The following is a 15994-nucleotide window of genomic DNA, read 5'->3' on the forward strand; positions in this document are numbered from 1 at the left end:
CCGGGTTCAGGCGGTCGCTACGCCTCTTGCGATGTTGAGAATCTCGGCCAGGGTCCAGGCGTTGTCGATGCTGGCCGCGCGACGCGCAGCGCTGTCGCCATGTTCGATCATATCGACGAACGCGTCGAGCTCCAGGCGGAAGCCGTCTTCACGAGGTACTGGAATGGTTTCGGTTGGGTTGCGCCAGTCGCTGCCCCGTCGCAGCCGGAAGCTCGGGGTTTGCGAACGGATGGTGTGGTTCTGAAATTCGGTTTCTATGATGCCCCCGCTGCCGGCGATGAGGGCGGAGCGGTGCAGTCCGGTGGCGAAACTGCAGGTGACTTGGGCTATGGCGCCGCTTGCAAATTCGAGCGTGGCGGCCAATGTTTCATCGACGTCGTTGCGCCAACGGGCGACTGCCGACACGCGGGTGGGGCGGTTGCCGATGAGTTGCCGAATGAAACTCACTGGGTAGCAACCGGAATCTAACAGGGCGCCGCCTCCGAGGGAGGGATCGAGCCGGATGTCGTTGGGGTTGTTGAGAGTAAATCCGCAGGCTGCCGTGATGGTTTGTATCTCGCCGATGGCGCCCTCGGCGATCAGCCGTTCGATCTGCTGCATCATCGGCTGATACAAATAAGGATACCCTTCGAGCAGCACCACACTCGCCGCATCCGCCGCCTCGAACATCTCCAGCGCTTCCGCCTCCGACAGCGCCAGCGGCTTCTCACATAGCACATGCTTGCCAGCTCTCAAGGCTGCAATCGACCAAGGTGCGTGCAGGCTGTTCGGCAAGGGAATGTAAACCGCGTCGATATCCATCGCGCCCAGCAACTCCTCGTAACTCAGCGCTCTCTCAATCCCATGCGCCCTCGCAAACTCCGCGGCCTTCGCGGCATCCCGACTCCCCACCGCCACCACTTCCACCCGCTGCGACAACCTCGCCCCCGCCACAAACCCCGCAGCGATGCGCGCAGCGCCGAGAATACCGAGTCGGATTGGATGGTTCATGGAGTTAGAAACGCGCACTTGGTGATTGTCATCGGCGAGCTTGCCGCGGCAGTCATCGGGCGGCATCCCTGTGCTTGAGGATTTCTGCAGCCGATATCCGCGAATCGGCAGCGCGTTTTCTTCTGCGCACCTGTTGTAGCCAGGAGTCCACGGAGGGGCGAGAGGCAATTCTTTCCAACTCGCCGCGTAGATATTCTTGCAGGGATTTGCCTTGGAGCGCTGCCCGCGCGACGAGCTGAGCTCGGACTCGCTCGGGAACGTCTCGAACGGTGATTCGGATGGCCATGCCCGGACTATGCCAGCATCAGAGTCAGGTTTGCAGCTGGGCCTTTACCGGGACTCGATCTGGCCGCCGCCGAGGGCGATGTAGAGGGAGACCAGGTTGGAGACTTCGGAGCGGCGGATCTGGAGGAGGGCTTGTTCGGCGGCGAAGAGGTTGCGTTCGGCGTCGAGGACTTCGATGTAGCTGACGACGCCTTCGTTGTAGCGGCGGTGGGCGAGCTCGGCGAGGGTGCGTTGGGCGGCGGTGGCGCGTTCCTGGGCGTGGACTTGTTCGGAGAGGAAGCGGCGGCCGGCGAGGGCGTCGGAGACTTCCTGGAAGCTGACCTGGACGGTGCGTTCGTAGTCGGCGATGGCGATGTTCTCGCGGGCCTCGGCGACGGTGAGGTTGCCGCGGCGGGCGCCGAAGTCGAATAGGGGCAGGCTGATGGTGGGGCCGTAGGACCAGCTGCGACGATCGTTGCCGACCAGGTCATCGAGCTCAGTCGACGAGTATCCGTAACTGCCAGTCAGCGTGATCGAAGGAAAAAACGCCGCACGAGCAGCGCCGACATTCGCACGCGCGGCGCGCAGGCGAAGTTCGGCCCCGAGGATGTCGGGGCGATTCGAGAGCAGATCGGAAGGCAGCCCCGCCGCCAATGTTTCTAAACGCGCTTGCTCCGCCAAGGCCAGCGGCGCGGGCAGAGGCTCGGCAATCACGCGCCCAACCAACGTCGTTAGCAAGTTCTCGTTCTGTGCCTTGGTAAACCGCAACGCCGCCAATTCGGTCTCCGCTTGAGTCAGCAAAGTCTCGGCCTGGCGAAAATCGAGCGCCGAAGTCACGCCCGCATCCAATCGCTTCTTCGCGATGCGCAGCCCTTCACGACGACTCTCGACCGTCGCTTCCGCCAGATCGAGCCGCTCTTCAGCCTCAAGCAAAGCGAAATAGGCCAACGCCACATCGCGAATCAACGAGAGCTGAAATGACCTCGTGGCCTCGACAGTCGCGAGATACTCGGCGCGCGCCGCATTAGAAAGATTGCGGACCCGCCCCCAGAAATCCAGCTCGAACGAAGCGACGCCTGCCCCGACCGAATATCGATCGAAAGTCACGCTGCTGCCAGGCGCCGCGCTGATACCCTGGCTCGCCGCACTCTCGGGCCCGAGCCCCGTGCGCGTCCCGTCGGCACTGACGACAATAGTAGGCAGCCGCTCCGAGCGCTGAATCCGATACAGCCCTCGCGCCTCTTCAATCTGCGCCACCGCGATCACCAGATCTCGATTGTTCGCCAGCGCGGTGGAGATCAAAGCCTCGAGCCGTGGGTCCACGAAGAAATCCCGCCACCCAAGCGTGGTGGGCTGCACCCCAGCGGCCGAATCCTCCACATAGCCTTCGGAGTAACGGTCCGGCGTCGGCAACTCCGGACGCACATGACGAGGCGCCAGACAAGCACCGAGCTGCAAGCTCATGGCGACGACCACAAAGGCAGTGGAGACCCTACCCATTGGCGGACTCCGGAATATCTCTCGTCGCAGCCGGCGGCCGGCGCGGGCTGCGCGCGATCCACCGCCGCACGCTCATATATAAGAGAGGAATGAAGAACACGCCGAGGATGGTTGCGGCAATCATGCCGCCCATCACGCCCGTGCCGACCGCGATACGGCTGGCGGCCCCAGCGCCGCTCGACAGCACCAGCGGCACCATGCCAAGAATGAACGCGAGCGAAGTCATGACGATGGGCCGCAACCGCAGCTTGACCGCATTCATGGTCGCGTCCAGCGGCGTCTTGCCATGAGCTTCTTCTTCCAGCGCGAACTCGACGATCAGAATGGCGTTCTTCGCCGCCAGACCGATGATCGCGATCAGCCCGACGTTGAAATAAACATCCGCCGGCAGGCCGCGCAGCATGGTGAACAGCACGGCTCCCAACACGCCGAGTGGCACGATCAGCAGCACTGACAATGGCACCGACCAGCTCTCATACAACGCCGCCAGTAACAAAAACACGACGATGAGCGACAAGCCGAGCAGCGCGCCCACCTGTCCGCCGGCCTGTTGTTCCTCGTACGAGATGCCGGTCCATTCGAAATCGAGCCCGTCCGGCAACTGTTCGGCGAGGCGCGCCATTTCATTCATGGCCTCGCCGGTGGAGCGGCCCGGCGCGGGCGAGCCCGAGATCGTCATGGCAGGATAGCCGTTGTAACGCTCCATCTGTGGCGGGCCGGCGGTCCACTCGGTGGTCGTGAACGCGCCGAATGGAACCATCTCTCCCTGCGCGTTTCTCACTCGCAGCGCCAGAATATCCTCCGGCGTCATGCGATAGAGCGCATCGGCTTGCAACAACACGCGCAGAATGCGTCCTTCGCGGCTGAAGTCATTCGCGTACGCGCTAGCAAACGAAATCGCGAGCGTGGCGTTCACGTCGGCAATGGAAAGTCCCAGCGCCCGCGCTTTGATCCTGTCGATGAGGACTCGCAGCTGCGGCGAGTCCGCTTGCCCTTCGGGACGAACCGCAGAGAGCAGGGGGCTCTGACTCGCGGCGACCAGCATCTGATTGCGTGCATTGAGCAACGCTTCCCGCCCAAGCCCGGCGCGGTCCTGCAGTTTGAACGTGAATCCCGCTGCGACGCCGAGCGACGGGATCGACGGCGGATTCAACGTGAAGATCATCGCCTGTTTCACTTGCGACAACGCCGTGTTGGCCTTGCCGACCAGAGTCAGCGCGTTGTTCGCTTCGCCGGGACGGTCTTCCCACGGTTTCAAAGAAACAAACGACATCGCATTCGACTGGCCCTGCCCGAAGAAGCTGAAGCCGCGAATGAACACGATACTGCGTGTCTGTGGCTGCGCGCGATAGAACGCGCGAACCTGATCGATGGCCTCGTTGGTGCGGGTGATCGTCGCGCCGGGCGGCGCTTGCACGACGGTGATGACCGAACCCTGATCCTCCGCGGGCAAGAAGCTTCCCGGCAGTCGCATGAACAGGATGAGCGTCAGTCCCACCATCAACAGAAACACGGCGAGAAATTGGAGCGGCCGGCCGAGGATCTGGCCCACCCGGCCTTGATAACGGTCGGTCACTCGGCCGAACCAATGATTGAATCCGTCGAAAAAGCGCTCGAACCATTTGCCGACGCGGCTCTTCGCGTGCCCATGCTGCTCCCCGCCGTGCGCATCCTCCGGCTTGAGCAAAGTGGCGCAAAGCGCTGGCGTAAGCGTGAGGGCGAGCAGGGCTGAGAACGCGATGGAAAGTGCGAGCGTGAGCGAGAACTGGCGATAGATGCCACCCGTGGAGCCAGGAAAAAACGCCATGGGCACGAACACTGCAACCAGCACCAGCGTGATGCCGATGATCGCCGAGGTGATTTGCGTCATGGCCTTGACCGTCGCTTCGTACGGCGGCAAGCCTTCCTCCGTCATGATGCGTTCGACGTTCTCGACCACGACGATGGCGTCATCGACCAGGATGCCGATCGCCAGCACCATGCCGAACAACGTCAGCACATTGATGGAGAAGCCGAGCACCCACAGACCCAGGCACGCGCCTGCCAGCGCGATGGGCACGACGATGGTCGGAATCAAAGTCGCGCGCCAGTTCTGCAGAAACAGAAACATGACCAGGAACACCAGCGCCATCGCCTCGACCAGCGTCTTTACGACTTCGTCCACTGAGATGCTGATGAACGGCGTCGTGTCATAGGGCACAGCCCAGCTGATGTCCTGGGGAAAGTTGCGTTGAAGCTGCGTCAGACGCGCCTTGACGCCCTCCGCAGTCGCGAGGGCATTGGCGCCAGTCGAGAGTTGAATGCCCATGCCGGCAGCCGGCTTGCCATCGAGCTCCAGATCGGACCCATAGCTTTGCGCGCCAAGTTCGACGCGGGCCACGTCGCCGAGGCGTACCGCGGATCCATCCGGGTTCGCACGCAGGATGATGGAAGCGAATTGCTCCGCCGTGGTGAACCGATTCTGAGTGAGAATCGGCGCATTCAACTCTGACGCGTGCGCAAGCGGGCGATCGCCGAGCTGTCCGCCAGGAGACTGCGTGTTTTGTTCCTGCACGGCCGCGAGCACTTCGGCTGCCGATAAGCTGTACGTTGTAAGACGGTCCGGATCGAGCCAGACGCGCATCGCGTACTCGGACGAAAACGAGCGAATGTCACCGACGCCGGGCACGCGACGAAGCTCGTCGATGACGCGCGTGGCGGCGAAGTTGCCCAGCTCGAGCGAATTCGTCTCACCGCTCTTGGACGTGAGCGCCACGATCATCAGAAAGCTGGACGACGCCTCGCGGACCAGAATGCCTTGACGACGCACTTCCTCGGGCAGCCGTTGCTCCACCGCGCGCAGGCGGTTCTGAACATTCATCTGCGCCACATCGATGTCCGTGCCCGAAGAGAACGTCACCGTGATCGAGGCGCTGCCATTCGACTGGCTGGACGAAGACATATAGAGAAAGCCTTCGACGCCGTTGAGCTCCTGCTCGATCACCTGCGTGACGTTTGTTTCCAGGGTTGCGGCGTCGGCGCCGGGATACGTCACGCCGATAGTGAGCGAAGGCGGCGCGATGTCGGGGTATTGCTCGATGGGTAGCGAGCGCAGCGCCAGCATGCCGGCGAGCAGGATCCCAAGCGCGATCACCCAGGAGAAAATCGGCCGGTCGATGAAGAAGCGCGGCGACACTCCTCAGCGCTCCGTCGGCTGCGCGGACTTGTCGGGCGGCTGGTTCGCCGGGGCGGCGATGCGAACACGCGCACCCGGCTGAACTTTCTGGAGCCCGTCGACGATGACGCGATCGCCGCTCTCGAGCCCTTCGAGCACTACCCATTGATCGCCTTGCTGCGTGCCGAGTTTGATCGGCCGCGCGGCGACTGTGTCACCTTCATCTACGACTAGTACGTTTGCTCCCGAGGGCGTGAGTTGTACGGCACGCTGAGGAATCGAGAAGCCGTGCGGCCGAACACCCACTTCGATCCGCGCACGTACGAACTGTCCGGGCAAGAGAATGCGTTCCGGATTCGGGAACTCCGCACGGATGGCCGCCGTGCCAGTCGCCTGGTCGATCGACAGATCAAGGAAGTCGAGATGACCGGGGTGAGTGTAGGGCGTGCCGTCTTCCAGCAAGAGCGTGACTGCCACTTTGCCAAGCTCGGGGACTTTGAGCGTGCCCGCCGCCATCTCACGGCGGATCGATAATAAGTACGCGCTCGACTGCGAAAAATTCACAAAGATCGGATCGAGCTGCTCGATGGTCGTGAGCAAAGTCGCCGCCGATGCGCTGACCAGTGCGCCTTCGGTAACCTGTGCGCGACCGGCGCGACCCGCGATCGGCGCGGTGACGGTGGTATAACTCAGGTTTAGTTTGGCGCTCTCCAGTTGCGCCTGTGTCTGCGCGACATCGGCCTCGGCGGTGCGTAGCCGAGCCATCGCGGCATCGAATTCCTGCTGACTGATCGCCTGTTCCTGTACCAGACCTTTGTAACGTTCGACATCCTGTTTGGCGTTGGCCGCCGTGGCCAACGCACGAGTGAGTGCTGCTTCCACGGCGCTGGCGCTGGCGCGTAGTTCGCGCGGGTCGATCAGGAACAGGGTCTGACCGGCTTTGACGTCGCTGCCTTCGTTGTAAAGACGTCGCTCCACGATGCCGTCGACTCGCGCACGCACCTGAGCGGTGCGCACGGCCTGCACGCGACCTGGCACCTCGGTAATATTTTCGAGAGATTGGGCCTTCGCGACGAAGACCTCGACTTCTGGCGGTGGAGGCGCGGGCGGAGCGTTACCGCCACAGGCGCCGAGCAGAACGAAACAAACGACTCCGCTACCTCTGGCCAGCTGCAGCATGTGGGCGCCTTGGATGTCAGCGTTACAACATCCCGGCGTAACGCGGGGTCATGTGTTTTGGTTGCGTACGTTCGCGTATAGCCCCGGCTTGCTGGAAAATCAATATGGAAACGCCGCCAGCAACATCGAGCTCCTGGCGGCCTTCATCGAACCCACTGAATTATTCGGCGACCCAGACGAAGCCTTCCGCGCGCTTTTCGAATTTGCCCAGGCCAGGATACGGGAAATGCACGGCGTAGATGCGCTGGCCGCTGGCTGCGCTCTTCTCGAGCAATTCGATGCGGCTCTTCTCGGCGGTCGGAGCATCGCGATCGAACGCGATGGTCCAGTCAGGCTTCTGCACCGAGACCACGAAGTGATGCATGGAGTCGCCGATATACAGCAGCGAGCTATCGCCCGAGCTGATCAGGAAGCCGGAATGGCCGGGCGTGTGGCCACGGATCTCGACTGCTTTGACTGCGCCAGGAAGCAGGTCCGCGTTGGGCTCGAACGCAGCGACCTTGGGCGACATCGCCGCGACCACCGCCTCATATTTGTCGAGGCCGACGCTTGCAGCGGTTTCGGCGGTCAGACCCTGCAGGAATGCCCAGTCCGCCTTCGCGATGTGAATCGTCGCGTTCGGGAAAACGAGCGCGCCCTCGGCATTCACGAGACCGCCGACATGATCGCCATGCGGATGTGAAATGAAAATATCGGTGACGCTGCCGGCGTCGATGCCGCCTTCAGCCATTGACTTCATCAGACCGCCCGCGCTCGGGCCAAAGTTCGCGCCAGCGCCGGTGTCGAACAACAGCACTCGGTCCGTGGTCTTCACCAGCAAGGGGTGAATGGTGAGGCTGATCTTGTCCGTGGGCAGGCCGTTGGCGCTCAGCACCTGCGCGACCTCTTCGGGCGTCTTGCCGACGCCGACAGTCTTGTTGTCGTTCGGGAATTCCAGGCCGCCGTCGAGCAGCGCGACGCCAGTGAACTGGCCGATGCTGAAGCTCTGAGCGTTGGTCTGGCTGGGCTGCACCGGCGCGGGCGTTTCCTGTTCAGCCTTTGGGGCGGCAGGAGCGGCGGGCTCACGCGAGCACGCGGCGAGTGACAGGGCGGCGATAACGGCGAATGAAATAGAAGCAATGGGTTTGTTCATGGAGCTCCCTCTGAGAAGGGTGGCAATTATAGCCTCACAGCTTGAGCTTGCCGCGCATCTGAGCCAGCGCAACCTCACCGAGCGGCTCGCGGCCGTGAACACGGAAGCTGTCGGCCCATTCGCGTGCGAAATCTCGCTGATACTTCACGTTGATGCAAGCGGTCACCGTCATGGCGATCAACGCGCCCAAAGAAGCGAGCGCCATGTCTTTCTGCGCGTCCCAGATATCGCCCTGCGAACCGAGAAACGCCGCGCCGAGCTCGCCGCCGAACATGACTGCCGCGCCCCATTCGATCAGCTCATAGAGCATCGAAGTGGACATGGTGAGATCGAGCGGCAGGAAATAGCCCCAGAAGCCGCGCACGCTGGCGATGCGCAGAAAGACTTCTCGAATGGGGTAGGCGAGCAGCAGGCCGTAGCCGAAGTGCACCAGCCGATCGTAGTTATTGCGCTCCCAACCGAAAATCTCGTTGATGGAAATGCCGAGCCACTGTCGCGCGGCTTCTTCGTACGGGACTTCAGCGTAGGTGTAGTGCGAGCCGATGGTGTGCAGGCACAAGAACACGAACAGCGCGGTGTACGAGATGCGGGACAACGGGAACACGCGATAGGTGCCCACCAGGACCGCGATGCCGATCAGCGTCAGCACGTTTTCGAGCAGCCAGTCGGAGCGGTGGAGCGGGGCAATGGCGCAGACGATCCACAGCACCGAATAGGCAATGGCCAGCGTCGTCAGATAGGTCTTGCGGCTCAAGCGGCAGTCCTGAAATCAAACAGATGGCGCGCAATGTACCCCAGCAGCGAGCCTCGATGTGGGAGGCAGTCGGCAACTCGCGCGCCGGCAGGGCTGTGTCAGTCCTTGCAAAGATATTCACACGCGAGTGAGTGAGTATTGACGGCGGGGGTGGCCGCGAGCATTATCGATGCCACGCGCTGGCGCTAAGACCGGCGTCTTCAGCAAGGGGGGAAAGGTATGAGGACCGGTGTGCTTGCGTCCGCCTCGGCGGTCGCTGTGTTGGTCGCGCCCATGGCGGCGATGTCACAATCGACGGGCGACGGCGCGCAATTAGAAGAAGTCATCGTTACCGCGACCCGTCGCAGCGAACGACTGCAGGATGTGCCTCTCAGCATCAGTGCGTTCTCCCAGGAAGATCTGACGACCAAGGGCATCGTCGGCTATGAAGGGCTGGCGCGCGAAACGCCGGGCGTGGTGCTCAACAAGCCCAGCGCCAACTTCAACAATTTCACCGCGCGCGGTATCGCCACCAACGGCTACGGCGCGAATTTGCAGAGCACGGTCGCCGTATATATCGACGAGTTGCCCATCTCGACCATCGGCAACACGACGGTGCTCGATCCCAATCTCTACGACGTCGAGCGCATCGAATTCTTGCGCGGCCCGCAGGGCACGCTGTTCGGATCGGGCTCGCTGTCGGGCGCGCTACGCATTCTGACCAAGAGCCCGGATCTCGCGAACTACGACGCCTCGGCAATGGTGGACACCGGACTGACGGATGGCGACGCTCTGCGCCAGCGTTACAACGCCATGGTCAACGTGCCGCTGGTCGACGACAAACTCGGCCTGCGCATGGTCGGGTTCTATAGAAATGAAGAGGGTTACCTCGAGAACGTCGGCACTGGCGAGAAGAACGCGAATACCTTGGTCGATTGGGGTGGCCGGGCCATCCTGCTGTGGAAACCGAACGATGATTTGTCGGTGCGGTTGCTGGTTTCGCACGAAGACAGCAATCCCGAGGATTCTTCGCTCACCAGCCCATCGTTGGGCCGTAACAAGCGGGTCTCGGATCGCCCGGACCTGTTCGTGGGCAAGCTCACGAATTACAACGCAACCATCGAGTACCAATTCCCCGGCGCGCACTTCACCAGCTCGTCGACTTACTCCACGTTCGATCAGAAGTTCTACGTCGACCTGGCCGGCACGTTCAATGGAGCGATTGCCTTCGGCCTGGACGCAAATGGCTATCAGGACACGTTCGTCGAAGAGGTGCGGCTCGCGTCCGATCCGGACGGCAAATTCGACTGGATCATCGGCGGCTTTTACCTCGATCGTCGCCACGACGTCGATTATTTCTATCGCTCGTCGCCCGAGTTCCTGGCCGCGCGTGGCATCACCGGCCTGCCGGACGAGTATTACCAGCGGCAATACAACCACGCTATTTCGCACGAGATCGCGGGCTTCGGCGAGCTCACTTATCACGTGAGCGACCGCTTCTGGATCACCACCGGCATGCGCTACGGTAGCGTCGATGCTCGCGCTTACGTCGAAGGCGGGTATACCAGCCCGTATCTGGCGTACGCGTTGGCCGGAGTCTCCGGGCCGCTTCCGATCACGCAACTCGCGCCGGCGGTCGGCGTGAAGGCAGAAGGACGTCGACCGTCTTATAAGGTCAGCGCATCGTTCCAGCCGATTCCAGAGCTCACCACTTACGCAACGGTCTCGACCGGTTTTCGCGCGCCCGTCGTCAACGGCTTCGCGGGCCGGGCGAGCGTCGTAGACCCAACCGATCTGGTCATTCCGAACGGCGCGGACACCGACAAAATCCAGAATTACGAAATCGGCGCCAAGGGCACCTGGCTCGATGGCCTGCTGACGACCAACGTCGCCGCGTATGTCATCGACTGGAGTGACATCCAGGTCCAGGCGAATCGCGTTTCGGATTCGGTGCAGTTCGCCACCAATATCGGCGAGGCGCGCAGCAAAGGTTTCGAGTTCGAAATCACGGCTATACCGATTGCTGACCTCCATCTCGGTTTGAGCGGGTCGTTCAATCGCGCCCACGTCACGAAACTTTCGCCTCAAGAGGCCGCGATCTCGGGCGCAGTTCCCGATGCACGCCTGGCCGCACCGAAGTTTCAGGGTGCGGCGTACGCGCAATATGACTTCGATTTCATCGCGAGCACGCGCGGCTCGCTTGCGGTTGCCTTCCAGCATGTGGATTCGTTCCCAAGCTCGTTTCCTCGAGTGCCGGGTGCGCCGAATCGCGTGCTGCCGACTTACGGTTATACGGACAGCTACAACAATGTGAATGTCACGTTGGGCGCGAGCCTGGATCAGCTGTCCGTCACCGCGTATGTCGAGAATCTGTTCGACGACGATTCGATTACATACATCCATCCCGAGGCATTCCTGGCGAGCAGGTTCGGCACCATGCGACCGCGCACCGTGGGTCTGCGTCTCAACTACGACTTCTAGGAGCTACTGTTGTCGACCGCCGCAGCCGCGCGGCCCGACGCACGAGCCTGGACCGTGCTCGGCATGCTGTGCTTCGTGTATGTGTTGAACTTCCTGGATCGGCAGCTGCTGTCGATCCTGGCCAAGCCGATCCAGGACGATCTCGGTGTGACCGACGGTCAGCTCGGGCTGATCAGCGGATTGTATTTCGCGCTGTTCTATTGCCTGATCTCCATCCCGGTGGGCTGGCTGGCGGATCGGACCAATCGAGTGCGCGTGCTGTCGTTTGCGTGCGCGCTGTGGAGTGCGGCGACGGTCGCTTGCGGGTTCTCTTCGACCTATCCGCAGCTCGTCGCGGCGCGCATGGCGGTCGGAGTGGGCGAGGCCGGCGGTGTGCCGCCGTCCTACGCCATCATTTCTGACTATTTTCCTTCGGGCACGCGCGGCACGGCGCTCGGTTTGTTCAATCTCGGGCCACCGTTAGGGCAGGCGCTCGGCGTCGCATTCGGCGCATCGATCGCGGCTAGCTACAGCTGGCGGAGTGCGTTCGTCGTACTTGGCGCGGTCGGGATCGCCGCAGCGGCCATGGTGTATTTGTTCGTTCGAGAGCCGGTTCGCGGCGGCCTCGATTTCGTGCCGACATCTGCGCCCACGCCGATGAAGTCAGCCGGCTTTCGAGCGACGATCCTGATGTTCTTCTCGCATCCCGTGCTGCGGCTCGTGTCGTTTGCCTGTGGCGCCACTCAGTTCGTCACGTATGCCTCGCTGAATTTCACCACGCTCTTTGTGATGCGCGAGAAAGGCATGACGTTGAATGAGATCGCGCTTTATTACGCGCTGCTGATCGGCATCGGAATCAGCGCCGGCATGTATGTGTCCGGCCGTTTGATCGACCGGTACGCGCGGCAAGGCAAAAAGGCGTATGCGCTGGTGCCTGCGGTCGGGCTGTCGCTGGCGATTCCATTCTTCGTCGGTTTCGTGTGGGCCCCAACCTGGCCGCTTGCGATGCTGTTTCTGGTGGGGCCCACTTTTTTCAACTACTTCTATCTGTCGCCCGCGGTCGCGCTGGTGCAGGAAGAAGTGCTGCCGCAGGAAAGAGTGCTGTCAGGCGCGTTGTTGCTGCTGGTGATGAACCTCATCGGGCTGGGGCTCGGGCCCACTTACCTGGGCGCGGTCAGCGATCTGCTGCGCGTCGCGCATCCGAACAACTCGCTGCAGTTGGCGTTCTACACGCTCGTGCCTTTTTACATTCTCGCCGTCATTCTGTTTCTGGTGCTGGCGCGTAAGCTCGAGCACGAAACGGCCGCGATCGGAGATAAACATTGATGTCGTCAGTTCTGCGGGCGATGGCGCTGACCGCCGCTGCTATGATTGCGTTTCCTGCCGCAGCCCAAAATCCCCTCGTTCGCGCGCCAAGCGGCGCTGTCCAGGGAGAGTCGCACGGTGCCGTGGATGTATATAAAGGGTTGCCGTATGCGCGGCCTCCTATGCGATGGAAACCGCCAGTTGCCGTGCCCGCGTGGAGCGGTGTGCGCGATGCGACGAAGTTCGGCGCCTCCTGCATGCAGCCGAAGTCGCGACCTGGCAGCATCTATGCCTCCGAGCTGGGGGAAATGAGTGAGGACTGCCTGTTCCTCAATGTTTGGTCCAAGCAGGGCGTTCGCGATGCGCCGGTGATGGTTTGGATCCATGGCGGCTCGCTGACGACGGGTTCGAGCGCGGAGGCCATGTACGACGGCGCGAAGCTGGCCGAACGTGGCGTTGTCGTCGTATCGATCAATTACCGCCTGGGTGCGCTCGGCTATCTTGCTCATCCTCTGCTGAGCGCCGAATCGCCGGACAAAGTCTCGGGTAACTACGGGTTGCTCGACCAGATCGAGGCGCTGCGCTGGGTGCAAAAGAACATCGCAGCCTTCGGCGGCGATCCCTCGAATGTGACGATCGCGGGCGAGTCCGCCGGCGCGCTCAGCGTGATGTATCTGATGGCTTCGCCGGCCGCGCGAGGACTGTTCCACAAGGCCATCGCACAGAGCGCTTACATGATTTCGACGCCGGAGCTGAAGCAAGCGCGCTTTGGCGAACAGGCGGCTGAAGCCATCGGCAGCCAGATCGCGACGGCGCTCGGTGCGACAGACCTGGCAGGCCTGCGAGCCATCGATGCGGCAAAGCTGATGGAAGGCACGGCCAAGGTGGGCTATTTCCCGCTCGGCACGATCGATGGGCGCGTCCTGCCTCGTCAGCTGGTCGATGTGTTCGATCGAGGCGAGCAAGCGCCGGTGCCCATCGTTGCGGGCTTCAATAGCGGTGAAATCCGTTCGCTGCGCTTTCTCGCACCGCCAGTGCCAGCGGATGCCGCGAAGTACGAAGCAACGATTCGCAGCCGTTACTCCGATCTTGCGGATGATTTTCTGAAGCAGTACCCGGCTAACAATCTGGAGGCAAGCATCCTCGCGACGCCTCGTGACGCATTGTATGGCTGGACGGCGGAGCGGCTCGTGCGTCGGCAAACAGCGCTGGGACAGGGCTCATTCCTTTATTACTTCGATCATGGCTATCCAGCCGCGGATCAGGCGGGGCTGCATGGTTTCCATGCCGCCGAGTTGCCTTACATCTTCGGCACGATGGACCGGACGCCGCCGCGCTGGCCGAAGAATCCGGCGACAGCAACTGAGTCGGCGATGTCAGAGGCGATGCTGGGTTATTGGACGAGCTTCATGCGCACCGGGCAGCCCAGTGCCGATCGACAGCCGGCATGGCAACCGTATGGCTCGACGCGCGCTTACATGGCATTTGCCGATGCGCCACGCCCGGCCACTCATCTCTTGCCTGGAATGTTCGAACTGAACGAGCAGGTGGTATGTCGACGCCGCGAGAGCGGCGCGCAGTCGTGGAACTGGAATGTGGGCATCGTGTCCCCGCCGCTCCCGCCGGCTGCGGAGCGTTGCAAATGATCGACGGCTCCATGCAAGAGTTCGCGCTGACGCTCGACAAGTTTCTCGAGCACGCCGCCAAGTGGCATCCACGCGCGCAGGTGGTCACAGGTCGCGAGGGCGGCAAGGCTGATCGTGTCAGCTACGCCGAGTTGAAGGCACGCAGTCTGCGCATTTCCGCGATGCTACGGGACTTCGGCATCGTGCTGGGCGATCGTGTCGCGACGCTCGCTTGGAATACTCAAGTGCATGTCGAGACCTGGTACGCGATCATGGGCATGGGTGCGGTCTGCCACACGCTCAACCCGCGACTGACGGCTGTGCAACTCGCGTCGATGCTGGCTCAGTCCGCCTGCAAAGTGATCGTCGTCAGCGCTGATCTCGCCGCCCTCGCGCGGCAGATCGTTGAGCGCACGTCGAGTGTTACACACGTCGTGATCATCGATGGACCAGTGACTGCATGGCAGGGTGAGCGCCATGGTCCGACAGCCGTTTCGCTCGATCACGCGATCGTGGAGGATCGCGCGCCCGCAGTCTGGGGCGGATTCGACGAGCGATCGCCATCAGGCTTGTGCTTCACTTCTGGAACGACGGGCGCTCCCAAAGGCGTCACGTACACGCATCGCTCGAGCTATCTGCACACGCTGAAGTTGTTGCAGGCGGACGTAATGGGCATTTCCGCGGCCGATAGTGTGCTCACGGTAGTGCCGATGTTTCATGCGAGCGCCTGGGGCTTGCCGTTCGCCGTGCCGGCCGCGGGAGCGAAGCTGGTTCTACCCGGGCGTCATGCCGATGGCGCGAGCCTGGCGCGGCTCATCGCAGCCGAAGGTGTCACGATTGCGGTGGGCGTACCCACCGTGTGGCTCGGCCTCGTCGAGCATCTCGATGCAACGGGCGGTGAGCTGCCGTCGCTCAAACGAATCATCGTCGGCGGTGCGCCGCTACCGCCGGCGCTGATGGAACGCATCGAGCGACGGCTGCGTGTCTCGGTGCAGACGAGCTGGGGCATGACCGAGTTGTCGCCGTCCGGCACGATGACGCCGCCGCATGATCCGAAGCGATCCGCGGCGACTTCAGGCCGTCCGGCGGTCGGTGTGGATCTGCTGCTGACCGATGCGGATGGGCAGCCTTTGCCCGAGCAGCGCGGCGTGGAAGGGCACCTGCGCGTGCGTGGCTGCAGCGTCATCGATCGCTACTTCGGTGAGGACCGCGCCGCGACCGACGCGAATGGCTGGTTCAGCACGGGCGACCTCGCGCGCATCGACAACGACGGTCAGGTGATCATCACCGGGCGCTCGAAGGACTTGATCAAGTCGGGCGGCGAGTGGATCAATCCCGCCGAGATCGAAGCCATCATCGGCCGCCTGCCGGAGGTGTCGCTGGCGGCGGTGATCGGCCGCGCCGATCCCAAGTGGGGCGAGCGGCCCATCCTCTTGGTGGAAATGCGTGAGCAGCGGACAATGACCGACGAGGCGCTGCTCTCGGCGCTGCGCGGGCAGGTGGCGCCGTGGTGGATCCCCGACGCGGTGCTCCGCCTGCCGAGCATGCCGCTGGCGTCGACAGGGAAGATCGACAAGCTGCGTCTCAGATTAGAATACGGCGGCGGTTGAGTCGAAGCGTCCTGCGCGGCCTTCGGCCCGGCCGCGCGGCAG

Annotated in this window: 11 protein-coding genes; 4 read left to right on the top strand and 7 right to left on the bottom strand. The window is 62.6% G+C overall.

Annotated features, from left to right (window positions below; all coding sequences use genetic code 11):
* Positions 1-6 precede the first annotated feature (6 nt).
* From VGD45_RS23965 to VGD45_RS23990, 7 genes are all read right to left on the bottom strand, one after another.
* On the bottom strand, positions 7-990 hold the full coding sequence (locus VGD45_RS23965; protein WP_331157895.1) for a Gfo/Idh/MocA family oxidoreductase: 984 nt from the start codon (positions 988-990) through the stop codon (positions 7-9).
* A gap of 52 nt (positions 991-1042) precedes the next feature.
* Positions 1043-1276: a FitA-like ribbon-helix-helix domain-containing protein gene (locus tag VGD45_RS34440; RefSeq protein WP_414717603.1), complete on the bottom strand. Its 234-nt coding sequence runs from the start codon at positions 1274-1276 to the stop codon at positions 1043-1045.
* A gap of 44 nt (positions 1277-1320) precedes the next feature.
* Positions 1321-2754, bottom strand: a complete 1434-nt coding sequence (locus VGD45_RS23970; protein ID WP_331157896.1) for an efflux transporter outer membrane subunit — start codon at positions 2752-2754, stop codon at positions 1321-1323.
* Positions 2747-5929, bottom strand: coding sequence for an efflux RND transporter permease subunit (locus VGD45_RS23975; protein ID WP_331157897.1), 3183 nt, complete (start codon positions 5927-5929; stop codon positions 2747-2749). Before VGD45_RS23975 ends, VGD45_RS23970 begins: the two co-directional genes overlap by 8 nt.
* 3 nt (positions 5930-5932) lie before the next feature.
* Positions 5933-7087, bottom strand: coding sequence for an efflux RND transporter periplasmic adaptor subunit (locus VGD45_RS23980; protein ID WP_331157898.1), 1155 nt, complete (start codon positions 7085-7087; stop codon positions 5933-5935).
* Positions 7088-7247: 160 nt separating this feature from the next.
* Positions 7248-8219 (bottom strand): MBL fold metallo-hydrolase, encoded by a 972-nt coding sequence (locus tag VGD45_RS23985; RefSeq protein ID WP_331157899.1) that lies wholly within the window; start codon positions 8217-8219, stop codon positions 7248-7250.
* Between the two features lie 34 nt (positions 8220-8253).
* Positions 8254-8973 carry a DUF2238 domain-containing protein gene (locus VGD45_RS23990; protein WP_331157900.1) on the bottom strand — a complete coding sequence of 240 codons (720 nt, stop codon included), beginning with the start codon at positions 8971-8973 and terminating at the stop codon, positions 8254-8256.
* Between the two features lie 219 nt (positions 8974-9192).
* Between VGD45_RS23990 and VGD45_RS23995 the strand changes: the two genes are divergently transcribed.
* The 4 genes from VGD45_RS23995 to VGD45_RS24010 all read left to right on the top strand — a co-directional run bounded on the left by VGD45_RS23995 (position 9193) and on the right by VGD45_RS24010 (position 15952).
* On the top strand, positions 9193-11433 hold the full coding sequence (locus VGD45_RS23995) for a TonB-dependent receptor (protein ID WP_331157901.1): 2241 nt from the start codon (positions 9193-9195) through the stop codon (positions 11431-11433).
* Positions 11434-11496: 63 nt separating this feature from the next.
* Positions 11497-12738 (top strand): MFS transporter, encoded by a 1242-nt coding sequence (locus tag VGD45_RS24000; protein WP_349263350.1) that lies wholly within the window; start codon positions 11497-11499, stop codon positions 12736-12738.
* Positions 12738-14363, top strand: coding sequence for a carboxylesterase/lipase family protein (locus VGD45_RS24005; RefSeq protein ID WP_349263345.1), 1626 nt, complete (start codon positions 12738-12740; stop codon positions 14361-14363). Before VGD45_RS24000 ends, VGD45_RS24005 begins: the two co-directional genes overlap by 1 nt.
* Complete coding sequence (locus tag VGD45_RS24010) at positions 14360-15952, top strand: AMP-binding protein (protein ID WP_331157903.1); 1593 nt, start codon at positions 14360-14362, stop codon at positions 15950-15952. The genes VGD45_RS24005 and VGD45_RS24010 overlap by 4 nt, the downstream gene beginning before the upstream one ends.
* Positions 15953-15994: the final 42 nt, after the last annotated feature.

Origin of the sequence: Steroidobacter sp., assembly GCF_036402275.1 — a bacterium.
GTDB lineage: Bacteria > Pseudomonadota > Gammaproteobacteria > Steroidobacterales > Steroidobacteraceae > Steroidobacter.